The 23514-nt window shown below is 50.9% G+C and carries 25 protein-coding genes; 10 read left to right on the forward strand and 15 right to left on the reverse strand.

The window, feature by feature from the left end:
* Window positions 1-142 precede the first annotated feature (142 nt).
* Complete coding sequence (locus OIM99_RS01615) at window positions 143-1156, forward strand: class I SAM-dependent methyltransferase (protein ID WP_311848564.1); 1014 nt, start codon at window positions 143-145, stop codon at window positions 1154-1156.
* Between the two features lie 6 nt (window positions 1157-1162).
* Here OIM99_RS01615 and OIM99_RS01620 read toward each other — a convergent pair whose 3' ends face one another.
* The 6 genes from OIM99_RS01620 to OIM99_RS01645 form a co-directional block, all read right to left on the reverse strand.
* Window positions 1163-2173 (reverse strand): glycosyltransferase family 2 protein, encoded by a 1011-nt coding sequence (locus OIM99_RS01620; protein ID WP_311848565.1) that lies wholly within the window; start codon window positions 2171-2173, stop codon window positions 1163-1165.
* 65 nt (window positions 2174-2238) lie between these two features.
* A complete protein-coding gene (locus OIM99_RS01625) occupies window positions 2239-3015 on the reverse strand; it encodes an ABC transporter permease (protein WP_311848566.1) in 777 nt (258 codons plus the stop codon).
* 3 nt (window positions 3016-3018) lie between these two features.
* Complete coding sequence (locus OIM99_RS01630; protein ID WP_311848567.1) at window positions 3019-4326, reverse strand: capsule biosynthesis protein; 1308 nt, start codon at window positions 4324-4326, stop codon at window positions 3019-3021.
* Window positions 4316-5380 (reverse strand): hypothetical protein, encoded by a 1065-nt coding sequence (locus OIM99_RS01635; protein WP_311848568.1) that lies wholly within the window; start codon window positions 5378-5380, stop codon window positions 4316-4318. The genes OIM99_RS01630 and OIM99_RS01635 overlap by 11 nt, the downstream gene beginning before the upstream one ends.
* 6 nt (window positions 5381-5386) lie before the next feature.
* Window positions 5387-6646: a lipopolysaccharide biosynthesis protein gene (locus OIM99_RS01640; RefSeq protein WP_311848569.1), complete on the reverse strand. Its 1260-nt coding sequence runs from the start codon at window positions 6644-6646 to the stop codon at window positions 5387-5389.
* Window positions 6647-6655: 9 nt separating this feature from the next.
* Window positions 6656-7309: an ABC transporter ATP-binding protein gene (locus tag OIM99_RS01645; RefSeq protein WP_311848570.1), complete on the reverse strand. Its 654-nt coding sequence runs from the start codon at window positions 7307-7309 to the stop codon at window positions 6656-6658.
* A gap of 371 nt (window positions 7310-7680) precedes the next feature.
* On the opposite strand from OIM99_RS01645, the gene rfbC reads away from it, so the two are divergent.
* The 5 genes from rfbC (at window position 7681) to OIM99_RS01670 (ending at window position 12471) form a co-directional block, all read left to right on the forward strand.
* On the forward strand, window positions 7681-8259 hold the full coding sequence (gene rfbC, locus OIM99_RS01650) for a dTDP-4-dehydrorhamnose 3,5-epimerase (RefSeq protein ID WP_311848571.1): 579 nt from the start codon (window positions 7681-7683) through the stop codon (window positions 8257-8259).
* Window positions 8259-9311, forward strand: a complete 1053-nt coding sequence (rfbB, locus tag OIM99_RS01655) for a dTDP-glucose 4,6-dehydratase (RefSeq protein WP_311848572.1) — start codon at window positions 8259-8261, stop codon at window positions 9309-9311. Before rfbC ends, rfbB begins: the two co-directional genes overlap by 1 nt.
* Window positions 9308-10189 (forward strand): dTDP-4-dehydrorhamnose reductase, encoded by an 882-nt coding sequence (gene rfbD, locus OIM99_RS01660; protein WP_311848573.1) that lies wholly within the window; start codon window positions 9308-9310, stop codon window positions 10187-10189. The genes rfbB and rfbD overlap by 4 nt, the downstream gene beginning before the upstream one ends.
* A 7-nt stretch (window positions 10190-10196) precedes the next feature.
* Window positions 10197-11066: a glucose-1-phosphate thymidylyltransferase RfbA gene (gene rfbA / locus OIM99_RS01665; protein WP_311848574.1), complete on the forward strand. Its 870-nt coding sequence runs from the start codon at window positions 10197-10199 to the stop codon at window positions 11064-11066.
* A gap of 94 nt (window positions 11067-11160) precedes the next feature.
* Entirely contained in the window at window positions 11161-12471 is a 1311-nt protein-coding gene (locus tag OIM99_RS01670; RefSeq protein WP_311848575.1) for a UDP-glucose/GDP-mannose dehydrogenase family protein, read from the forward strand.
* A gap of 91 nt (window positions 12472-12562) precedes the next feature.
* Here the strand turns inward: OIM99_RS01670 and OIM99_RS01675 are convergent, their stop codons facing one another.
* Together OIM99_RS01675 and OIM99_RS01680 are read right to left on the reverse strand one after the other, a co-directional pair.
* Window positions 12563-12745 carry a hypothetical protein gene (locus OIM99_RS01675; RefSeq protein ID WP_311848576.1) on the reverse strand — a complete coding sequence of 61 codons (183 nt, stop codon included), beginning with the start codon at window positions 12743-12745 and terminating at the stop codon, window positions 12563-12565.
* A 357-nt stretch (window positions 12746-13102) separates the two neighbouring features.
* Window positions 13103-13324, reverse strand: coding sequence for a helix-turn-helix transcriptional regulator (locus OIM99_RS01680; protein ID WP_311848577.1), 222 nt, complete (start codon window positions 13322-13324; stop codon window positions 13103-13105).
* Window positions 13325-13436: 112 nt separating this feature from the next.
* Between OIM99_RS01680 and OIM99_RS01685 the strand changes: the two genes are divergently transcribed.
* Entirely contained in the window at window positions 13437-14426 is a 990-nt protein-coding gene (locus tag OIM99_RS01685; RefSeq protein ID WP_311848578.1) for a phosphatase PAP2 family protein, read from the forward strand.
* A gap of 249 nt (window positions 14427-14675) precedes the next feature.
* Here OIM99_RS01685 and OIM99_RS01690 read toward each other — a convergent pair whose 3' ends face one another.
* A complete protein-coding gene (locus OIM99_RS01690; RefSeq protein WP_311848579.1) occupies window positions 14676-15593 on the reverse strand; it encodes an RAD52 family DNA repair protein in 918 nt (305 codons plus the stop codon).
* Entirely contained in the window at window positions 15593-16042 is a 450-nt protein-coding gene (locus OIM99_RS01695) for a siphovirus Gp157 family protein (RefSeq protein WP_311848580.1), read from the reverse strand. The genes OIM99_RS01690 and OIM99_RS01695 overlap by 1 nt, the downstream gene beginning before the upstream one ends.
* 142 nt (window positions 16043-16184) lie before the next feature.
* Between OIM99_RS01695 and OIM99_RS01700 the strand changes: the two genes are divergently transcribed.
* A complete protein-coding gene (locus OIM99_RS01700; protein ID WP_311848581.1) occupies window positions 16185-16418 on the forward strand; it encodes a helix-turn-helix transcriptional regulator in 234 nt (77 codons plus the stop codon).
* 8 nt (window positions 16419-16426) lie between these two features.
* On the opposite strand, the gene OIM99_RS01705 is transcribed toward OIM99_RS01700, so the two are convergent.
* The 5 genes from OIM99_RS01705 to wecB form a co-directional block, all read right to left on the reverse strand.
* The gene (locus OIM99_RS01705) at window positions 16427-17827 is read right to left on the reverse strand and encodes a DNA modification methylase (RefSeq protein WP_311848582.1); all 1401 of its coding nucleotides are present in this window, start codon (window positions 17825-17827) and stop codon (window positions 16427-16429) included.
* 1 nt (window position 17828) lies between these two features.
* Window positions 17829-18797: a hypothetical protein gene (locus OIM99_RS01710; RefSeq protein WP_311848583.1), complete on the reverse strand. Its 969-nt coding sequence runs from the start codon at window positions 18795-18797 to the stop codon at window positions 17829-17831.
* A 68-nt stretch (window positions 18798-18865) separates the two neighbouring features.
* Window positions 18866-19195 (reverse strand): DUF5681 domain-containing protein, encoded by a 330-nt coding sequence (locus OIM99_RS01715; RefSeq protein WP_311848584.1) that lies wholly within the window; start codon window positions 19193-19195, stop codon window positions 18866-18868.
* Between the two features lie 187 nt (window positions 19196-19382).
* Complete coding sequence (locus OIM99_RS01720) at window positions 19383-20123, reverse strand: hypothetical protein (RefSeq protein ID WP_311848585.1); 741 nt, start codon at window positions 20121-20123, stop codon at window positions 19383-19385.
* Window positions 20124-20419: 296 nt separating this feature from the next.
* Window positions 20420-21541 carry a non-hydrolyzing UDP-N-acetylglucosamine 2-epimerase gene (wecB, locus tag OIM99_RS01725; RefSeq protein WP_311848586.1) on the reverse strand — a complete coding sequence of 374 codons (1122 nt, stop codon included), beginning with the start codon at window positions 21539-21541 and terminating at the stop codon, window positions 20420-20422.
* A gap of 248 nt (window positions 21542-21789) precedes the next feature.
* On the opposite strand from wecB, the gene OIM99_RS01730 reads away from it, so the two are divergent.
* Both OIM99_RS01730 and OIM99_RS01735 read left to right on the forward strand, forming a co-directional pair.
* The gene (locus OIM99_RS01730) at window positions 21790-22623 is read left to right on the forward strand and encodes an ABC transporter ATP-binding protein (RefSeq protein WP_311848587.1); all 834 of its coding nucleotides are present in this window, start codon (window positions 21790-21792) and stop codon (window positions 22621-22623) included.
* Window positions 22620-23444, forward strand: coding sequence for an ABC transporter permease (locus OIM99_RS01735; protein ID WP_311848588.1), 825 nt, complete (start codon window positions 22620-22622; stop codon window positions 23442-23444). Before OIM99_RS01730 ends, OIM99_RS01735 begins: the two co-directional genes overlap by 4 nt.
* Window positions 23445-23514: the final 70 nt, after the last annotated feature.

Genomic DNA, 23514 nt, shown 5'->3' on the forward strand with positions numbered 1-23514 from the left:
ACGAGAGTGTTTCAATATGGCAAATCGCTTTTGCATGCAGCTTCTACGGAGCATTTTTCCACGAACAATGGAGTCAAATATATCTAATTGGCAGGGTCCTTTTTTTTCTGCCCAAATGTCATTAGCCCAGAATCTTCGTTGGATGGTAGATGATTTTCACCTTTCCGATGGGCAGATCGCTGTCGATGGCTGGTTCTTGTCGCCTTTCCACCCAGTGGCCAGTGCTAGATTTCTGGTCAATAGCCGCCATTTTCTTGCTCCCAATTCATATCATCCAGCTTTCGGTGATGTGCGTGCTATTGTCCCAGATCTTCCGCCCTCGGCCTATCGCTTTTCTGTACGTTTCGCTTACACCGATGACACACCGTTCGTGTCGCTTGAGTTCTTGCCGTCAGGCTATTTCGACGATGATAGGATTACGAATAACGGTTGGTGGTTGCTCGCCTCGTCTCAAGAGGACGACCCTTTACCGAAAGGCGATAACATTTATCGAGTGATCGGCAATCGCAATGCACTTCACTATCGACTGGGAGGCGCCACTGTTGCGAACCGTATCAATAGTTATCTCCTGCGGACCTATGGCAAGTCAGTAGCAGAATTAGGACCAGTCTTAGACTGGGGATGTGGTTGCGCAAGAGTGAGCCGCTATTTACGAAAGCTAGGCTGCGAGGGATCACTTCATGGCGTCGATGTCGATCCAGCTAACGTAGATTGGTGTCGCCAAAACTTACCATGGTTCCCCATACGCCTAAGCCCGCTAAATCCTCCATTACCTTTTCCGGATCAATCGTTCGGCCTTATCATCGGCATTTCGGTATTCACTCACCTTCGTGAAGATGTGCAATTCGCCTGGCTCACAGAGCTTGCACGACTTCTTCGCCCGGGAGGCCTTGCGATGGTATCAGTGATGGGCGCACCGCAGATTGCGCTTCAAGGAGGTAGCTCAGAAGCTATACGGAAAATCGAGCACGAAAAGTTCATTCTAGAAGATAATAATGATCAGTTATACTTAGGTGACGGTTCCGAAAATTATTATGTGAATGTCTATCATTCATCTCAATACATCTACGAGCACTGGCAAAATGAGATGGAAATCGTCGACATCGTACCTTTCTTGGCAGCCCATCAAAATATCGTCGTGCTTAGAAAAAAATGATGGTTGTCAATCTTTGAAAATTGGCGAGATAATATTGTGCGCTGTTAAAGAACTCGGACCCTCATAAACTGCAGTAATATTCTCGCATAATGGAATGTTACCGTCTCTCACGAGCAATTCTTTGTAGCAACGATATTCAAAACTATTTTTCCAGTATCCTCCCTCTATAATTGCCGTTTCGGTTTTTGACATAAAATTAGGAAGAAATTTAAAATGTAGTATTCCTAAAAAGCAGTCGCTTTTAAAGTTTGGCTCGTAAGGCCAGAGATAGTGCGGGTTGGTGAAAAGCTCCCGGTCGTCCAGACGAAACATTGGATATTTGGTGAGCTGGGGCCGAAACTCTGCGGAGATATCTCTAAAAATGCGCTGACGAATCCCACCTTCGCGAGAGATAAATTGCAGTAGCTGATATTCGTTATATCCACTCTTATCAAAGAATGGGCAAACTTCCGTCAGCGCACGTGGCTCGCCGCTCGCTTCAGGAATTAAAAATGACCCATACATGTCGACCAAACAACCACGAACGCGCCTTACACCAAGCCTGTCCATAAACCGCGCAAGGTCAGGTAATTTATATTCAAAGCGCAGATCATCAAATACGATATGCTCGTCAGCATCGACGTAAATAATCCAATTTTCGGCATAAGTCTTAATTAAGAGATTGATCCAAGCTTGCTTTCTGAGCGTAGAAAATGGTTTTATTACTTTATATAAATCCACATCGTCTTGACTTGATAAAAACTCTACAGTTCCATCTTCGGACCCATTATCAATAAAGGCAAATTTTTCTACACCTAATTCTCTATAGTGACTGAGAAATTCGGCTATAATATTTAGCTCGTTCTTAATTACAGAAATAACGACAGGTGCCTGAGGCCGCGTCATTTTTGACAATGACAATATCTCAAATTCAACAGATTTATATTCTTCTAAAATAAGAGTGACTTGATCTTCGCGAATAGTTCTTGCTGCTGAAAATAATTTCGGCGATATCATTTTGCCTAGCGTAGCTCCCACGCTTGTCTTTAAATCTATATGTTATAGTTTGGAAACTAATTAAGGTTATCAAGCGGCTATTTTTATTAAATTATTTTGCCTCTAAACACGCGCTCAGCGACGAGTCCTAACATTAATGCACAGGTTCCAAAAATGATAGGATACCATTTATCTAGAATATCTGAGTTGTAGCCGTCATAGTAGCCAGATCTTACCCATTCGATTGTGTGTAGCACAGGATGAAAATAGAGCACTGTCTGCACCTGTTGAGGCAAATGGCTCGGAACAAACATGATTCCCGATGCAGCCCACAAAAGAATTACGAGCAAAGTATAGCCTGTAACCCAGGCCGGCACAAAAGCGGCTATAACACCGTTAAGCACGCCTACACCGAGACCCAAAAGCGCAGAAACGAGAACAGCTGTAACTACAGTACTCAATTCCATAGGATAAACATCTACTCCGACAGTAATTAAAATCAGTATGACAAACATAATTACGGTTGAAGAACTAAGTATCTCGACAATAGCACGGGCGAATAAAATATCTGTAACAGAAATTACTGGAAAATATAATAATGGCTTATTCTGGACTACGCTGAGCATCATAAAACGCGACATATAAGAAAAAACCATAAAAGGAACGGTACCTGTTGCAACCCAGAGCGGAGTGCTACTGCCATACGGAGCCATATGTCCCAAGAGACTATGAATCGCGACCAGGATAAGAATGTGTGAAAGCGGCCAGACAATAACTATAATAAACCCCAGGGATGAGCCAAACATGCGTGTTCGAATATCCCGTAACATTAAGGCGTTTAGAACATTTGCCTGTGCAGTCAGAAGCGATGATAATGTGGCCATAGCTTAAACCATGTGATCTCTTATAGCTGCGGATATCAAGCTGAGTATTCCCCATACAATGGCCAATACTGCAAATATCAATAGCGTCATGTTAATGCGTTCAGGAAACAAAGCTAGCTGCGCAAGAGCGGGCGGCACAAAAACCGACAAGTATATATTTTGCCACTCAGCCTTCTGTTTCGCACGCTGTAACGCGTCCTGTGACATTGTGTAGAGTCGCTCTGCAAACTGCCGCCTCAGTTCCAACTCCTCGAATTTACCAATCGCAGCAGAAATAGTGCGTCGTTCCGCTGGTCCCGTCATTCTCGCTTTAAGCTGCTCTATCTGCTGATCCAATGCGTCCAGCCGGGATTTCAAAACGAGAGCGCTCGGAGCACTGACCGACATGGCACGCGTAGCGACGAAATAATCGCTTTGTAGCTGAATTCGGTCATTCATCGCACGCGTTAACAACGTCGACGTCGACGTCGCCTCACTACTGGGATCGATGAATTGCTGGCTATCGCGATAGTCTTGCATATCCCGAAGAGCACTCTGGACCAATTGTTCGTTTCGACGAACCTCCTGCTCGGCGCGGCCAACAGCATCATTGCGAGCACGCTCCGATAGACGATTTACTAAGATTTCGCTTGCGTGAATAATTCCAAGGGCGACCTCATATGAATCTTCAGGTCTAAACGCTTTAACAAAGACTGTAACAACGCCAGACAAATTATTGACCCTGACATCCACCATGGAAAGCCAGTAGCGCAAAAGTTCCTCGCGTGTAGCATTGGATTTTAAACGCGCCCAGAAATCAGCTTCTGGCCGAGAGAATATAGCTCGCAAGTCGAGGCTCTTCGGGAAGTCATCGAAAATAGCAGCACTTCGAATATAGGCAGCAACGACGTACGCTTCCTGACCCGCAAGAGACGGTACTCGGACCGGGCTACCTCCGCTCGCTACCCCAGGTTTAATGTTTCCACTAGGGTCACCTTCGAATTGGGCCGTTCTAACAGCAAATCGTGCTTCGGTTGCAAATTGATCTGATGCAATAAAAGCAAAATACAAACTAACAACCAGTGCCGGAATAACAACACAACAAATAAAACTAGCTTTAAATATTGATATCCTCCGCAGAAGAAGCATGAAGCTTCTAATCACTTTTCCATCAGTTGATGGAGTGAGCAACTTACGCTGAACCGGACCAATTGGAACTCGTGTCGTTAGAAAAAAATTTCTAACGCGGCCGAACCTTAATCGATTTGGTGACACCCTCGATGGCTCGGCAATATCAGGCTTCAAAGACGGCGATAAATCTTCATCCTTCATCGTCAAACTTTCCGAGCCCCAGTTCTACAGCTTTGGCTGCTTCCGAAGCATTCTGATAAAGCTCAATGTCCTTTTCTAGAAATGCCCGTACTGCAGCCATGTCTTTTAACATAGCGCCTAGTTTGCGAATGGACGGTATTTGTTCCGGAATACTAATCTCCGCAGCATCAATGTTCCATGTCTCTGCAATTGCTTCGCTTAGTCTGTTGGGTTCGTGGCGAAAGCCAACCAACTGGCAGGACGAGAGCATGTCTAAAGCACTAGCAACCGAAAATCGCTGGGGCATTTCGTCGGGAGTTGAAACGGTTAGCTGGCGGACGATTGGATTAGAGAGCGTCGCAATAACCTCTTTTGGCATATTAATAATACAGCGCTTTAGTGCCGCGGTATCCGCCAAAGATAAATTTGCTAAATAAGCTATCACTGGATTAAAAAGCATCCGCTCACGTTCATTCAGTAATTTCTTCTCATTTTGACTTAAAGCTTTCAAAACAAGAATGCGTTCCGCGAGTTCCTCATAAGGATCTTGCATCACAAGAAATACCGAGAATTGTCCATCAATATAATGCTGATAACCTCTATACATAATCCGACCAGACAAAAAAACAGAATCTACTCCATTGAGAAGGAACATCTGATCAACAGTTTCCTTGCCATACTGCTCCACCCTACAGGCACTATATTGAAAAAAGGGAGCAACGGATAAATCTAATTTTCTCAAAGGAAATAAATGTGTCTCTAAACGCAATATTTTTTTTCGGAGGCGCGTTGGTTGGGGCCTTCTGTACACAAGTACATTATTTGCAACATCTACTATTTCGAGATCTGGTATTGTTTCAAGGCCAGGAAGAAGATTGTTGTCCAGTAAAAAACCACATCTACCGGTTTCATGGCGTCCCGCTGTGACAAGTGCAGGTCGAAAATCAACGGTAGAAATTTCTAAAAGGACCCGCCCATTTGCTCTGATTCTGAGTTTTGCTTCACCGGAATAGCCATCAGGAACTACATAGCCAATTATGTGGGTGCCACCGTCATGTTCGATGTTAAACAACATCCTGAATCAAGCCATGTGATTTCGCGCTAACGCGACTAGACCAACCAAAATGCCCCAAACTCCCGTGACCACCAAAACGATAAGCACGAACATAAGAGCGCGCTTAGGATAAAGTGGATATTCCGGCTCAACGGGCCACACAAATGTGTTCAGATACATCGCTTTTCGCTCAGCTGCTATGCGAGCTATCTCCAAGGCTGCTGCAGAACCAGCGTATAAACGCTCGGCAATCTGTCTCTCAAGATCGAGAGCAGCGAACTTGGTCATCGAACTCGATAACGCTACTTGCGCGTTGTTTGTGGTTTTCGTAGTTGTGAGTTTTGCTTCAAGTTCCTGTATCTGAGATCTTGTAGCGTCGATACGACTGGATAACACACGCATCTGTGGTGAAGTTTCCTGAACATATTTGAGTTGAGTAGCTCGCTCCTGCTGTAAAGAAAGAAGTGAAGCTTTAGCCTCGGTGATTAGTTTATTGAGTAGATTGGCAGCCCCGGTTGCGTCCAAAATACCTTCATCGTTTCTGGCTTGCTCCAAATTGATCCGGGCTTTAGCAAGTCGCTCCGACGCACGCTCTAATTCAATCTGGGTGCTTTTCACCATATCGGCGGTCGTTCGGGCGTTTAGATCGTTCACCAGCTTTTCACTAATGCCGATGATTGCCTTTCCTATCCGTGCGGCCGATTCTGGCGTGAAAGCTTTGACCTCGACTTCAACAATGCCCGATGGCATGGAGATCGAACTCGATACCATTTTCTTCCAATAACGTACCACTTTCTCAATCGGTTGACCCGGACGTAGCCGAGCAAACCAATCTATTGAAGGACTCTCGTAAGCAGCGCGAAGATTCGCAGCTTTTTCCAGTTCCTCAACCATGGCTCGGCTCGTTATATAGTTTGCAACGATCTGCGTGTCTTGAATAATGGCCAGCAACGGGATTCCTGCAGCTGCACCAAATCCATCTTTCGTTGCTTGAACTTCGCCGCCCATCACTGTGAACTGGGCTTCAACAGCATATTGATCAGAAGCTAAGATGCCATAATAGATAGCTGAACAGCTTATCGGAATAGCAACGAGGAGGAGGAAGGAAACAATCACGAAAATACGCATAGCGCGTTGGCCGCGACGAGCCTGAAATCCTCCTCCACTCAAAGATGTCTTATACCTAGCCAGACGAACACGGCGAGCAGCGTCAGCAAGAGCTTGAGACATCGCCCTAGCGCGTTCCGCGGGAGATAAGTTTGTTCCTTTGTCGTGATCGATATCCATTCGAAGCCCTCACCGATTAAGACGAATATAGGCTTCAATGGCCTTATCGACCGTATCAAACATCAACATACGGCCGTCTACGAGAACAGCTCCTTGGTCACAATAGGTTTTGACGATTTCCATAGAATGAGAAATCACGATCACATCAGCGTTAGCCCGCCTTTGCTCAAATATCGCCTTACAACGTGCTTGAAAACGCGCATCTCCAACAGCTGTAATCTCATCAATTAAATAGCACTCAAATTCAATCGCCATAGACAACCCAAATGCGAGCCTTGCCATCATCCCCGACGAATAAGTCTTAACCGGAACATCAATGTAATCACCAAGCTCTGCGAAATCTTCGACAAATTCCAGTATTCGCCTAACATTTTCTCCATATGCACGGGCAACAAATTTCACATTTTCTTTCCCGGTCATGGAGGAGTGAAATCCTCCCGAGAACCCTAATGGCCACGACACACGGACAGACCTTCTTATCTTTCCAGAATTGGGAAGTTCCGTTCCTGCAATAAGACGCATAGTGGTGGATTTACCTGCGCCGTTAACGCCGAGAAGGGCATAAGATCGGCCGCTCAAGAATGTTGCTGAAACATGGTCGAGCACAATTTTTGTGTAGCCACTGTTTCTATAGAATTTAAATATGTTATCGAGTTGGATCATTTGGTCCCATACGAGCGCACTAAACTGAGGGAGTATGCGAAACGATCACCACTTTGACGAGTCAATATGAATCTATATTGGCAAATATTAAAATCAAAGAAGTTCGTCTAGAGTGACAAAAGCTGCTTTTCGAGCATTGCAACATTGATAATACTTCCTCCTGCGCCGCTTCGAATTTCGACTTAACTATCATAATATCGTAAGAACTTCCGAAAACGCCCCAAGTACTTGCTTTATATTGATATTTAAATTTGTAAAGCAAATGCACCTCTATTGAGCGGGGTTGACATTTTTTACTTATAAGTCTTGAGTTATCTGGGTGCTTCGTTTCACAGAACCATATTATTCCATTCGACGGCTGGACGTTCAGTATGGACAAGTTCCGTTTTGAACCCTTTGATTTAAAAGGTCCATTACTCATCAAGACACATCGTTTTGGAGACCCACGAGGCTATTTTGTAGAGACTTACAACGCCCTCGCTTTCATTGCGGCCGGGATAGACGCGGTTTTCCTACAGGACAACCAATCTCTGTCAGAACAGCGTGGAATTGTACGAGGTTTACATTACCAGCATCCACCTTTGGCGCAGGCCAAACTTGTCCGCGTTTTAAAAGGGGCAATCTACGATGTTGCAGTCGATATCAGAGTAGGTTCCCCGTCGTATGGCTGCTGGTGTGCAGCAACATTAACCGCAGACAACGGAGAACAGCTTTTTGTGCCTCGGGGGTTTGCGCATGGGTTTTGCACTTTAGAAGCGGGAACGGAGGTCGCCTACAAGGTCGACAATCCGTATTCTGCAGAAAACGAAGGCGGAATCTTCTGGGCGGATCCGCACCTTAGAATTGATTGGCCCGTTACAACATCTGAAGCAATCGTTTCATCAAAGGATGCTACGCTCCCACAGTTAGCCCATGTTGTCAGTCCGTTCTTTACTGAGGAAGTATTTTGATGCGTGTTATTGTAACTGGCGGAGCGGGTTTTATAGGTTCAGCCGTCGTCCGCGAGCTCATCCTCAATCAGAAAGCTGAAGTCCTTGTTATCGACGCACTCACGTACGCGGGCAATCTCGAGAACTTGGCACCAGTCGCGAGCAACACACACTACCACTTTCTCGAAGCGAACATCGCTCATGAGGTAGCGATCCAGCGAGCATTCGCAAAATTTCAACCTCATGTCGTGATGCATCTTGCTGCGGAAAGTCATGTTGATCGTTCCATTGACGGACCCGGCACCTTTGTTCAAACCAACGTGGTTGGTACCTTCACGTTGCTGCAAGCATCCTTAGATTATTGGCGAAAGCTAAATGTTTCCAGACAAGCTCATTTCCGGTTTCATCACATTTCTACGGACGAAGTATTCGGATCTTTAGAATCGGAAGGGTTGTTCAATGAGACGACCCCCTATGATCCGCGCTCCCCCTACTCGGCATCAAAAGCTGCCTCTGATCATCTTGTTCGCGCATGGGGACACACCTATGGCTTGCCAACGCTAATAACGAACTGCTCAAACAATTACGGCCCTTATCAATTCCCCGAAAAGCTAATCCCGCTAATGATTTTGAGCGCCCTGGAGGGACGTGAATTACCCGTCTATGGCGATGGAGGAAATGTTCGCGATTGGCTACACGTAGAGGATCATGCGCGAGCTCTTGTAGCAGTTATACAAAGAGGACGTCCTGGCGAGACTTATGCGATCGGCGGCAAAGCTGAACGCACAAATTTAGAAGTGGTGAAAACGGTTTGTTCGCTTATTGACGAGCTTGCTTATGATCCGGTCAGAGGGCCTGCTGAACGGCTTATCCGCTTCGTCGAGGATAGACCAGGACATGATCGCCGATACGCCATTGACACTGCTAAAATCGAAGCTGAACTCAGCTGGCAACCACAAGAGAGCTTCGAGAGTGGCCTTGCCAAAACTGTGCGTTGGTATCTCGACAATCAAGAATGGTGGCAACAGATACGTGGCGGCTATTATCGCGGTGAACGGCTGGGCGTGATGTGAATTCACGCATTCTACTGCTCGGTGCCGAAGGACAGGTGGGGCGAGAAATCCGAGCACTCGCTGCCTCACGTGGTGCCTGGCTCAAAGGGCTAGGACATTCTTCGTGTAATATTATAGACCGAGAAACGATAGATGCTGCTGTTGCCGCATATCGCCCCACTCTTATTGTCAACGCCGCAGCTTTTACTGCTGTAGATCGGGCCGAATCCGAGCCGGAATTAGCTCACGCGGTCAACACAATGGGGGCGGGCTTCATTGCTGAAGTCGCGGCTAAAAGAAATATCCCTCTACTTCACTTCTCAACTGATTATGTTTTCGATGGAACAAAATACGGAGCATATAACGAAGGCGATCAAGTTGCGCCACTTGGAGTCTATGGCCGGAGCAAAGAGGAAGGAGAGAGACGGATACGTGAAGTTTGTGCGCACCACATTATTCTACGCACAGCCTGGATCTTCGGCATTCATGGTAACAATTTTTTGAAGACTATGCTGCGCTTGGCGGAGGGGCATCCTTCCCTGCGGGTTGTCACTGATCAACGTGGCTCTCCAACCGCGACGATTGATCTTGCGCAAGCAACCATGGCAGTTCGTGATGAGATCTGCAAAGGAAGAATACAATGGGGCACTTACCATTTTGCTGGGCAAGGCGAGGCAACTTGGTACGAATTTGCGCAAGTGATCATGGCAGAACGTGCTTCTATTTTAGGATCTGCGCCCCAAGTGGTGCCCATCACAACAAGCGAGTATCCCACTCTTGCAAGTCGCCCTGTAAACTCGGTGCTTGATTCAGACCGCTTCGCAGAGGTGTTTGGCCTGCGATCCAAGCCATGGCAAAAGCGCGTTCGCGAAACAGTGGCAGCTTTAGTTAAACGGTGAGGATGTGATGAAAGGTATTATCCTGGCTGGGGGCACGGGTACGCGATTGCACCCGATTACGACGGTCGTTAGCAAGCAATTGCTGCCTGTTTACGATAAGCCTATGATCTTTTATCCCTTATCAACTCTGATGCTTGCCGATATCCGCGACATCTTAGTGATTACGACGGCGGAGGATAGCAAAGCTTTTCAGAATTTACTCGGTGACGGCTCTCAGTTGGGGCTTCAATTCTCTTACGCAATCCAAGCGAAACCACGCGGTTTGGCTGATGCTTTCATTGTTGGCCGCAACTTTGTCGGGACCGACAGGGTCGCGTTAGTTCTTGGCGATAATATCTTCTACGGTCACGGTTTGGCTGGTGAGCTGGCAAAAGCAACCACAAGATCGATAGGTGCTACCGTATTTGGTTATGTTGTAAACGATCCCTCACGATACGGGGTTGTTGAACTAGACGCTAATGGCGCAGTCGTTTCGATCGAAGAAAAGCCTCAGAAACCTAAATCGAATCTCGCCGTAACAGGACTTTATTTCTACGATAATTCAGTTCTTGATATTGCTGCTAATGTAAGGCCATCGCCGCGCGGCGAAATAGAAATCACTGACGTCAACCGCGCTTATCTTGAGCGTGGTAATTTACATGTCCAGGTCATGGGACGTGGCTTTGCATGGCTTGATACTGGCACTCACGATAGCTTGTTAGAAGCCGCGCAATTCATCGAGGTACTGGAAAAACGACAGGGCCTAAAGATTGCCTGTCCCGAAGAGATCGCTTGGCGCAAAGGTCTGATCGATAGCGAACAACTCGCGAGAATTGCTACTCGATTTGGTAATTCGGGGTATGGCCGTTACTTGGCAAAGTTATTGACGGAGCATTGACGTACTTTCTCACTCACTATGTCCGAAAAACAGTGGCGCCCAGAGTACTTGCCCGCTGTCACCTGTCTTTCGGCCGCAATATGGAGCTCAAAGCGTGCGGATAGCGATGGTTGGTGCTGGCTATGTCGGCTTGGTATCGGGTGCTTGCTTTGCGGACTTTGGCCATGACGTCGTTTGCGTCGATAAGGATTCGAAAAAAATTGAGGCTCTAGAAGCTGGCGATATTCCGATCTTCGAACCCGGACTTAAGGAAATTGTGGCCGCCAATGCTGCCGTAGGTCGTCTCTCCTTTTCAACCGATCTAGCAACAGCGGTATCTGGAGCAGATGCTATCTTTATCGCAGTTGGCACACCTTCACGTCGTGGTGACGGCTTCGCCGACCTTTCGTATGTCTATGCTGCAGCCCGTGAAATTGCAGCCGCAATAGACGGTTATACCGTTGTCATAACAAAATCGACGGTCCCGGTCGGAACAGGTGACGAAGTTGAGCGCATCATGCGAGAATTGCGCCCCGAGGCGGAGTTCTCCGTCGTCTCCAATCCTGAGTTTCTACGTGAAGGCGCTGCAATCGAAGACTTCAAGCGGCCAGATAGAATTGTCATCGGCGCCGACGATGAGCGTGGTGCTCACATCGTTGCCGAGCTCTATCGGCCACTCTATCTCAATGCAGCACCCGTTTTGACAACGAAGCGGCGAACGGCCGAGCTGACCAAATATGCTGCCAATGCATTCCTCGCAATGAAGATCACTTTCATCAATGAAATGGCAGATCTGTGCGAGCATGTCGGAGCTGACGTTCAGGATATCGCACTGGGAATCGGGCTCGACAACAGGATCGGCCGAAAGTTTTTACATCCTGGGCCCGGCTACGGCGGTTCATGTTTTCCGAAAGATACAGTCGCGCTCGCCAAGACAGCACAGAACAACGGATCGCCGCTCCGCCTTGTTGAAACCGTCGTCGCTGTCAACGATCAACGTCGCGTAGTTATGGCCCGCAAGATTGTCGCGGCCTGCGGCGGCTCCGTGCGTGGCAAGCTGATCGCAATCCTTGGCCTGACGTTCAAGCCCAATACAGACGATATGCGCGAGGCACCAGCGATTGCCATCATTAGAGCCCTGCAAGACAACGGCGCTCGCATCTGCGCTTTTGACCCTGAAGGCATGGCCAATGCGAGAGCCGTTCTGGATGACGTCGAATATGCCTCGGATGTCTACGCATGCGCGCAGAGCGCGGATGCACTGGTTCTCATGACGGAATGGAATTCCTTCCGCGCACTCGATCTGCATCGCATCAAAACCGCGATGGCTGGCAATGTCATTGTCGATCTACGCAATGTCTATCGCCCTGAAGAAATGATTCCCCATGGCTTTTCGTACATGAGTGTCGGACGACATATCGCCTAGCCTGTCCGGCCCAATGCGTCGATGCTTTCCAAGAAAAGAGCCCGCCATCAGGCGGGCTTTTTTGAAAATTTAAACAAGGTGCAATTGTCAGCTAAGAGGCTTTTCTCGACGGGTCGAAGGGCTTATTTTTTTCGCCCGTGGATTGATCTCTTGTAAAGTAGCCGCGCTTTCCAAGCCACTTCTTGAAGACATCATCTTTCAGATGCTCGTTCCAAGAACTATCCGATATCTGGCCCGAAAGACGACAGGCCAGCAGAGCTGCATAGTCGCTCATATCCATATCCTCTTACTTGGCCAGCTTCTTTGTATGTAGGTATAGTTTACCTACAATCAAGGCGGCGCGAGTTTGGGGCAGGAATAACAATGTTATCGATCTACTGCCCTGCCCTCACGTCTATCGCCTTTTACCCCGGTATTTGGAGCATGGTTTCACCGTCGAGCGAGGCGGCGAGACTCGCTAGTATACGGAGAGAAATCTTCTGCTACCGGCTGCGCGATTAATAAACAACGCGGCCTAATCATTGTTCGCGTGCCAGCGGATCTAATCTTATCGGCACCAGTAAATTGAGCAGGATTATTTCGGAAATTTGTTTTTCATAATAAAGGCGGTTTGCTCGCCATGCCGTGTCCCTTAGTCTGTGTTCCCATCAGATCTCAGCAGATCTACGGGACTGACGCCTAACGCACGGGCGAGTTCGTATAGCGTAATCACTGTTGGATTGCGTTGGCCCCGCTCAAGCCCACTTAGATACTGCTGACTTATTCCCGAGCGCTCCGCGACCGCTTCCTGCGTCAGGCCCTTCTTCTGACGCAGCCGGGCGAAATTTCTGCCAACCAATTTGCGCATATCCATGCACAAAGGCTTCGCAGTTTACACATTTTAAGTTTATCAACTATAGTATGTATTCCATCCAGACTGTGGGCGGCGTTCCGCTATGGCTCGTTTTGAAGGATGGAGAAATGCAGTGCAGCTGAGCAGTTATAATTATGCTCGAGTGCGCATGCCGGATTTGGCTTCGGCACGTAGTGTTTTGCGCGCCCTATTCGGCCTGATGATCTTCTTGCTCATGGCGGGCACACCGATCAGTTCGGTTAAAACTGATATGTCCCATCTCTCAGCAATAGGGTTCATTCTCGTCATTTTTCTGCTCGCCATGATGTATGGCCGCGTACGTAGAATGCTCCCCCTAGAATTGATCTGCGAATGCTGGGTGATCGGCATAGCGGCGTCTATTATGGCTATCATGCTGAGTTATGTTGTCGCCTCGTTCAATCAGCCTATGGCGGATGATTTGCTGAAGGTTCTTGACCGTGCCTTGGGATTTGATTGGGTAAGTTATGCAAAAGCGGTTGATACTTCGCCGTTCTTGGTAAAATGGTTTTTCCATGCGTATGCTTCTATGGCAAAGCAGCTTCTATTCATCCCGGTTTTGCTAATAGTTATCAGGCAGGCGCCGAGAGCCTATGTCATGCTGGCATCCTTCCTTTTGATGGTGCTGATTTCATGCTTTATCTTCATTTGGATGCCAGCCAGCGGCGCGTTCGATTCTTCAGGAATGCAGCCTAGTGAGCTTACAAGCATCCGAGCCGCTGACGTTTACAGTTGGGTTCCAAAGCTTTTGGCCGTTCGGGCGGCGGAAACTTTTGAGTTCGACCTTGCTCGCGCAGGCGGCATTATCAGTATGCCATCGGTCCATGCGGGCACCGCGCTGATCTGCGCTTGGGCTGGCTGGCGAGTGCCGGTGATTAAATATTTTTTGGTGGCTTGGAACCTATTTATGTCCGCTTCGACCATCTTTGTTGGTAGCCACTACTTGGTCGATATTCTGGCGGGATGGGTGGTTGGAGCGTTGGCGATTTATGGTGTGCTTCTCGCGTGTCGGTGGCATGAAAGCCAGCGCGACCGGACTACCAATATTGAACCTGGCGCCACAAACTTCGAAGTTAACGCCTAATTTAAGAGCCTGCAGCGGTGTCGTACGCGCAGGTGTACCGAATGCGGCTTTTCGGGGCGATGCCGATTGAGCTCTCGATACTCCAAAGACTTAGCTCAAACGGCACCGACTACAAATAGGAAGTCACCCTCACCAAGGAACGCAGTTCAGAAATTAACGGTGCTACGACGTAGGAAGAGATGGCATCGTTATCGATATAGGATCAATAAGGCAGAACATGAAACTCGGCATAACAACGCAGGCCGATAATTATGCATTGTTCCGCTCCATCTGAGGCGACGTGCTTTCGATCTGTGCGCTTTCCGTCTCGACGCTCCGATTCAAATTTTCCTGCCCCCTACTTTCAGTCCATAACTCAGCAGCATGGCTCAAAGGGTCGATCTTGTGACGCTCCCACCAGCCCTCTTCATGTCCTGCCATATGCAGTTCGCTATGGTGGATGGAGCAAAGCGGCACGGTAAATTCATCACTGACTTTCCGCCCCAGCGCACGTGGCTGCGAGAAACGGATATGATGTGCCTGGGACGGGGCTCTCCCGCAGATTAGACAAGCATGCCCTGCGACGAACCGGAGATGGTCCTTGTTGCGAATGCGCTTAGGCTCACCAAGGGTGAGTTCGCTCTTATCGATACGACCCGGCACATGCACCGGCAGATAGGCGACCGTTCGGCCAGGCGCTGGCGGCACCGACGAGGCCTCAACCTCTACCGGTACATCTTTGGCCTTGCGCCCGCGCGGTGGTACTTCGCGTTTCTCGCCGTAAAGCGAAAGCCCAAAAGAATTCCCAAAGGTGCAAAGCGCTCTCTTGGTGGCGTCCGTCTCTGCAGCTTTGGATGCCTTTTCATGCGCCTGCCCCACTGTAGAGGCTATACCTTCCGCCATACCAAGTCCCTCCCGGACGATTGTACGGCCCCCGGCCCGCACCGTGACCCGCACCTTCGCGGAATAAACCGCCAGGAAACGCTGATCGCCGGCTTTTTGCAGAACGCAGTGGCTCGAGACCGTCTCGCGATCCCAGCCGTCAAAACCAAAGATCCGGTTGGCTTCCGCGACGACGTGCCAGCCTTCCAGATAATTCAGGGTCTTGCCGTCTACATCCCGCTGTTTGATGTCTTTGGCTTTGACGGCAGTCTTGAGAGCCTTGACCTGGGCATCAGTGAAACTCATCAGGCGCTCCTCAAAGCAAGAGTGGTCCGCGCTGGCGCCAAACGGGCACCGGGAACGTCTTGACCATTGCTGATCGCCGCAAGGATCGCCCGCTTATCCGGTTTTGGCGCCTGCTCCACCAGGAACACGCTCGGAAGCGCGGTCTCATTGTCGATTTCAACGCTGGGCGGCGCTTTGCGCAAAGACGCGGTAAAATCCGGCTGCATGATCTTGGGCAAAGCGCAGCTTTGCATCACGTCCAAAACCATCTGGCGCTTGCTCACGACCCGCTCTTCAAACCGGGTGTAGCGCTGGCGCATGGCGTCGATGCGCTCTTTCAGCGCTTTCGCCATGGCTTCGTCCTCCAAAATGGAGCGGGCGACGACCACCAGGATCTCGTTGAGATCGGTTGCACCCTCTAACGTGTCGGCTAGCGTGTTTTCATCGATGTCGGGATAGAGATCGAGCAAACGCCGCTTGATTTCGACGTGCTTTGCCTGCTCATACTCAAGCTGCACTAGCATTTACGCTACTCCTCACCTTGCTGTATGATATTTTTTATATCATACAGCAGTAGAAGTCGATATCGATTCCCACCGAAAGGGCCTGAAAATGACGACCGAGCAGATCAAGGCTGCGCGTATGTTACTGGGTTGGGATCAAGTTGAATTAGCCAAAAGGGCCGGTCTGGGCGTAGCAACCTTACGCCGGCTGGAGGCCATCCCGGGGCCTGCGCAAGGCACACAAGTGTCCCTTGATAAGATCGCAAAGGCGTTGACCGATGCCGGGGTTCGGTTCTTGCCCCAAACCAAAGTGGCCGGCATCGGTGTGCGCCTAACCGCATGATTTGCTCGTTATGACCAGTTGCCAGGCGCCTGGGGCGGCGTAGCGGGCACTACGATAGGAGCGGGTTCACTCACCTTTTTGATCGCTTTGCCTCCTGTCTCTGTTTCCCAGCGCCGAATAACAACGTCGATGTAACGGGGATCGAGATCGAGGCCGACGCAGCGACGTCCTGTTTGCTCCGCGGCCATCAATGTCGATCCAGAGCCGAGGAAGGCATCAAATATCCAATCGCTTTGATGGGTTACGTCGATGATAAATTCCTTCAACATGGCGACTGGCTTCACCGTCGGATGATCTTTCAAGCCTTTGCGGGCATCTGAGCCAATGCTTGATGCGCCTGGATGCGTCCAGAGATTGGAACGTGATCTTCCGTTTTTACCTAGCCGTATATTGTTGATATGGGGCTTGCTGCCGTTCCTATAGAGCTGCAGAAACTCGTGCTGCGAGCGATAGAAGCTTCCCAAACCCGGCGCCGTTTTGCCCCATACGATCGTATTCAGGTGAGCAAATTCATTATGTAAAGCGGCGCGTGTGATTTGATGGGATGTGCGCCAATCACAAAACACAGCAGCGAGGGCTCCGTCCGCCATAAAATTGCGCGACAACCAGAGCCACTTTTGAACGAAGACCAAGAACTCATCGCTCGACATCTCCCCCGATCCTTGGAGAAAATCTCTTGTATGGGTCGTCGATATTTCGCTTGCCGGAAGATTATAGGGTGGATCGTGAAGTGCGAGTTGCAGATCTTTCCCGCTCAACAGGAGAGATACAAATTGCTCATCCGTTGCATTTCCACATCCGATCAGATGATCTCCCAATTGGAAGATATCCCCTAATTGAGCGATTGCTGGCTGCTCCGGTGATGGTTCTATGGGACCTGTCTCGATCCCATCAACCTCATCCTCCAACATAATCTGGTCTACTTCGATCTCAGAAAACCCAGCCACCTCGATCGGCGCGCCAAGGCTGATGAGCTCTTCGAATTCCACCTTGAGTTCCTCAATCGACCATTCCGCTTCTTGAGGTAGTTTATTCGCAGCGAGGCGCAAAAGGCGCAGCTCTTCGGCGGTTGCATCGTAAACAACGACACAATGCATGTGTTTGATCCCGAGACGTTTGGCTGCGTGCCATCTCGATACGCCATCAATAATATTACCTGCTGGATCGATGAGAATCGGCACACGGAAGCCCATCGTCCGTATCAGTTCACATAGCCGATCGATCTGATGCTTCTGATTTTTGCGAAGGGTTCGCGTTGGCGGCGAGAGGTCCGCTATAGCACGTGTCTCTGGCAGACACTGCGGCATGATATCATTTCGAGGAGGTAATCCCTTGGCTCGCATATGCGCCATATTGCGGCGTCTCGTCTGCTTGTCCGCGTGCGATTTCTTAAGATCAGAAGGTAACATTTCAAATCTCCGCTGATGGATATTTTTCAAAGTAGTCGTGGATGACTTCATAGATCTTTGGAGACTGTGGCCGCATTTGAAAGACGAATTCCAACGTCTGAGCGATCGTTAGGTTACGCAGGACTTGAGCCGGTAATTCGGGAAGGTATGGATCGGGCTTGCCTAACGGCATCTGCAAATATCGACTGATAAACTCGACACTCCCGACCTGGCGCAGGATGTCGATTTGGTCGCTGAAGGGACAGAGCTCTTCGCAGAGAATATGATATTCAGGGCAATCCCAGGTTTTTCTGGGCATCGAATACGTGATGGGGCGGGTCGTTACGGATTGCCAGACGAGCTGGAGGCTCTCTTCGTAACGCATGGGGCCTTTATGAACCTGCACGGACGAATGCTCGACACCGAAAGCTACCGCGATATCGTTCATGCTCATCAGCGAGTTTATAAGCAGAATCTGCTTTTTGCGACGAGTTGAAAGCAAATTCTGTCGCACATACTGCTGCGCGGCTGCGGCTTTCCAATCAACTCGCGCATTGTCCGGCTTCTGGGGTTCGTCCAGAATAATCGTATCAACGTCTTCGGCATTAAACGGGCTTCCAAAGACGTGAAAATCCAGCGTACCGCCTTCAAGGAACAGGAAGCGGCGAGATTTTCTTTGATAGGACAGACGCGGAAAAATAAAGCGCATCCGCCGCAGTGATAGCAATCGTTCGGTCAAATCAATGAGCGCCGATACAGCTTCGCGGTCCGCTACCAAATAGGCAATCCGCCGCCCCGCGTAACGCCCTGCGAGGTGCAGTGCCATCGTAAGTGCCAGGGTGGTCCGAAAATGACCGGGCGGAAGATGAAGCAGAAGATTCTGCTGCACCTGCCCGTCGGCCCACGAATCCAGATAGTGCCAAATGAAATCGAAACATTCATTGTCCTCGAGATGAATGTAGCGATCACCCACCAGCTCACGCATCAGCATGCGAGAGAATCCCGAATACTTGCTTCGATAGATCCATTTGGCAGTGGTTGTTTCGAGCGCCGACCTCTTCATGACCGCAACCGCCGAAAGAGTGCCATGATCTCTTCTTTATCGCCCTGCTTCAGTTCGAAGCTCGGGTTAGAGGCGATAAAGGTGAGAAGAGAGAGAGTGCGATGATCCAGCTTCTTCGCGCGGATACATTCGTCGAAATGAATGCGGAGCAAGGCTTCGCGCCTTGTTACGTAGAAAATCTTGTTCCCTATTTTGATCGGGACCTTCTCATTGAGAATCATGGTCAGCAGAGGCTCTAATTCCGTCGGGCGCGCGGGCCGTCCTTTCGCGTTTCCGGAATGGCCTTTCACAAATCGTCCTTGAGGGGATCGCTGGCTTGTTTGCATGGGTAACTCCTTGATAGATACTGGCGTCGCTATAATTTGATACAGCTTCGCCTTGTTGAAATGCCAGCGCCCCTCTCTATAGCCCATTTCTACAGGTCAGTAAATACGCCAGTATTTTATTTTAGCACATCTAGTCGCAGCGGCATCTATCCTCCTACCATAGCTTGATTTTCTAAGACCGGAACGATTATTTTGGCGGTCGACCCGGCCGCTTTTCCCTCTGCAAAGGGAGCAGTTCCGCAACTCTGACTGCCAGATGGCTCAACTCAAGGACGCCGATGGCTTGCAGACGCTCGTTGGACAAGGCTAGCAGCCGCTTCATCGCATACCTCTCGCCCTGCACCACTTCCAAGCTAGGGATCCGCTCGCCGTCTCTAAACATGCCTCCAGATTTTTCTGCGGTACCAGGCGGCATGATTACGCCCGTCATCAAAAGGAACCAACGCAAATCGGCGGCTTCTTCCCCGTTTTGAAAAGTGAAACCCTTCATCCAAGCGGCAGTTTCTAGGAAATCGATGGAACGATCAAAAGCTTCATGCAAACCAGCGTCAACGATGCCTACTGCTTCAACCGCCTCCCTTTGATCGAAACCAAACCTCAAGAGTTCGCAGGCAATGACCAAGTTAAAAGCCTTGTGTGGCGTAAAGCGAACCGGATGCCCTTTCCCTTCGGGCACTTCATCAAAGAAAGCCATCGGATGTTCGGAGAGCTTGGAGCCGATCTTGATCCCATGCTGGCGATCAATCTGAAGCATGCGGCGAACACGATGAAAAAACTTCGGATCTAAATTCGCATCCAAGTTCGCATCTAAGTTCGCATCTAAAATAACTTTGTCCGCAGCATCTCGATAAGGTCCTTCAAAGAGAGCTCTGATGACCGCTTCGACTTGTGTTAAGCGATAGGTCGCGTTTTTGGATTGATCGGTCATTGCCGACGTCTACCCACAAATTGTAATTTCGTCGACGGCACTTGCGGCGCCGGCCCCATCGTCCACCGGAATGGAAATCCGCAAAAATCCGCCCCCTGCAACAGCAAGAAATGCCGCCTGTTATCGCTTTAACCGCCCCTGATAATGCAGGAAATCACCCTGTTATTTGGTAGTTCCGGGCTGTTCCGAAAGAGCGGAAATCCCATATATATTCATTAATATCAGCAGCTTAATCCATTTAGAGGCCTTGATCAACGGCAACAAAGGCAGCTAACAGGCCTCAATATGCTTGGCCCTCACCCCACCAAATCCGCCAATATCCGCCCTGCCGCCTTCCCATCGCCATAGAGCCCCTGCCCGATCAGGCGGAGCTTGGCCTGGTCGCCGGTGTTCGCCATGGCGCGCTCGACGGCCGTGCAGATCTTCTCGACATCCGTGCCCACCAGCTCGGCCAAGCCAGCTTCCACGCCTTCGGGGCGTTCGGTGACTTCGCGCATGATGACGACGCGTTTGCCGAGAGCTGCGGCTTCTTCCTGCACGCCGCCGGAATCGGTGAGGATGCCTTCGGCGCGGTCGAGCAGATACATGAAGGAGAGATAGTCGACGGGCGCGATGAGGTGGATGTTCTTGAGGCCGCTCAGACGTTCGCGCACCACCGTGTCGACATTCGGATTGAGGTGCACCGGATAGACGATTTCGAGATCGCCGCGGGCGCCAAGTTTCGCCAGCGCTTCGCAGATACGCTCGAAGCCGCCGCCAAAACTTTCGCGGCGGTGGCCGGTGACCAAGAGCAGGCGGCGCGAGCGGTCGACGAAGTCGAAGGTCTTGTCGAGCCTGGCGCGCAGAGCCGTGTCGTTATGGATGCGGTCGATCGTCTGCAGCAGCGCATCGATCACCGTATTGCCGGTGACGACGATGCGGTCGGATGTGAGATGCTCCTGCAGCAGGTTGCGGCGCGAGGATTGCGTCGGCGCATAGAGATGTTTGGCGACGAGATCGATGGCGCGGCGGTTCATCTCTTCGGGATAAGGCCGCTGCATGTCATAGGTGCGCAGGCCCGCTTCGACATGGCCCACCGCAATGCCTTTGTGAAAGGCCGCGAGCGCCGCCGCCATGGCCGTGGTGGTGTCGCCATGGACCAGCACCACATCGGGCGCCACCTTGTCGTAGAGGCCGTCGATCTTTTCGAAGATCAGGGCCGAGAGCGAATTCAGCGTATGGCCGGGGCGCATCAGCTCCAGATCGTAGTCGGGCTTGATGGCGAAAATCTCGAGCACCTGGTCGAGCATCTGGCGGTGCTGGCCGGTGGCGCAGACCACGCCCTCCACGGCGGGCGAGGCCGCCAGGGTCTGGATGACGGGGGCCATTTTGATGGCCTCGGGCCTGGTACCGATGATCGAGAGAATACGGATTGTCATGGTCGCGCTCATTCCGGGTGGCTTGCCGGGTGGATGGCAGCCCGTAACCCATTGTGATGGCAAAACAGTTAAAGGAACCGCTGAAACACCGCCGTGATCCTGCGGCGCCACAACTTGGCCGACAAGAGCCCCTAGGCCTGCTTAAGTCCATTATCCGGCTTGATTTCTTGAGGCTGGCGGGTGATGGACAGACAGAAACATACGCTCCAGATCAACAGGAGCCGCTTCCCAGGGAGGATGCAGGACCTATGTCCATGGCCATGGCGACAGCCCAGCCAACCACCGCTGACCCGGTGAAAATTCGGCTGCGCAATCTCACCAAGACGTTCGATACCAAGCGCGGGCCCTTTCTGGCCCTCGACAATCTGACCCTCGATATCCCCACCGGCTGTTTCTTCATGATCGTCGGCCCGTCGGGATGCGGCAAAACCACTTTGCTGCGCATTCTCGCCGGGCTCGAGACCCATTCGACCGGGACGGTGGAGATTTCCCAGCCGGCGGACGACCGGCCCTCGAATTCGATGATTTTCCAGGGCGACTCGCTGTTTCCCTGGATGACGGTCTGGGACAATGCCGCCTATGGCTTGACGATCCGGCGGCTGCCGAAGGCTGAGATCAAGGACCGGGTCGGCCATTATCTCAACCGCACCGGCCTCTCGCGTTTCGCCGATCTTTATCCGCATCAGCTCTCCGGTGGCATGCGCCAGCGCGTGTCGATTTCACGCGCCTTCGCCAATGACCCTGACATTCTGCTGATGGACGAACCCTTCTCGGCGCTCGACGAGCAGAACAAACTGCTGTTGCAGGAAGAACTGCTGCGCATCTGGGAGGAGACCCGCAAAACCGTTCTCTTCATCACCCATAGCGTCGACGAGGCGGTGACCTTGGGCGACCGCATCATGGTGATGACCGCGCATCCCGGCCGCGACAAGGCAACCCTCGACGTGCCGTTCGAGCGCCCGCGCAAGGTGCTGGAGCTGCGCGCCCGGCCCGAGTATGGCGAATTCGTCTATAATATCTGGAGCTACCTGCGCGAAGAAGTGCATCGCGCCCGCGCGCAGGACGAAGGGAGCAGCTCATGACCGACGTCATTCAAAAGCCCGCGGCCAAGGCCGCCGGCGGCAGCGGTTTTTCCTTCTCGATCGGCGCCGGCAATGTCGATCGCCTCATGAACATCGCCTCGCCCGTCTTCCTGCTGCTGCTTTGGGAGGTCGCGGCGCGCATGGGCTGGATCGACGTGCGCTTTTTCCCGGCGCCGTCGAAAATCTTCCAGACCATGTTCACCTTGATCGAGAACGGCCAGCTCTGGATCCACCTCAAGGCCAGCATGTATCGCCTGTTCTGGGGCTTCCTGCTGGGCGGCATTCCGGCCCTCGTGCTCGGCATCAGCATGGGCCTGTCACGCACCTTGCGCGCCATCTGCGATCCGCTGGTCGCCGCCACCTATCCGATCCCGAAAAGCGCCATCCTGCCGCTGATCCTGTTGATCTTCGGCCTGGGTGAAGCCTCGAAGATCGTCATGGTCGGCATCGGCCTGTTCTATCCGATCCTGATCAACACCGTGGCCGGCGTGCTGGAAATTCCGAAAATTCATTTCGACGTGTCGAAGAATTTCGGCGCCAGCAAATTGCAGGTGTTCCGCACTGTCGCTTTGCCCGGCGCACTGCCTTTGATCATGACCGGCGTGAAACTGGGCGTCGGCATGGGCCTCATCCTGATCTCGCTGTCGGAAATGGTCGGCGCCAAATCCGGCCTCGGCTATATGATGTGGAACGCCTGGGAAATTCTCTCGGTCGAAACCATGTATGTCGGCTTGATCGTGATCGCGGCGCTCGGCGTCTTGTTCTCGCTCATCCTCAATGAGGTCGAGCGTTACCTCGTGCCCTGGAAAGCCGCCCGCTGATTCCCGCGCACCCGTTGACGAAACGGGTGTCGCCCTGATTGATTATCTGACGCGGACCGACGGCTTCTGC

The sequence above is a fragment of the Methylocella sp. CPCC 101449 genome (assembly GCF_031921685.1).
GTDB lineage: Bacteria > Pseudomonadota > Alphaproteobacteria > Rhizobiales > Beijerinckiaceae > Terripilifer.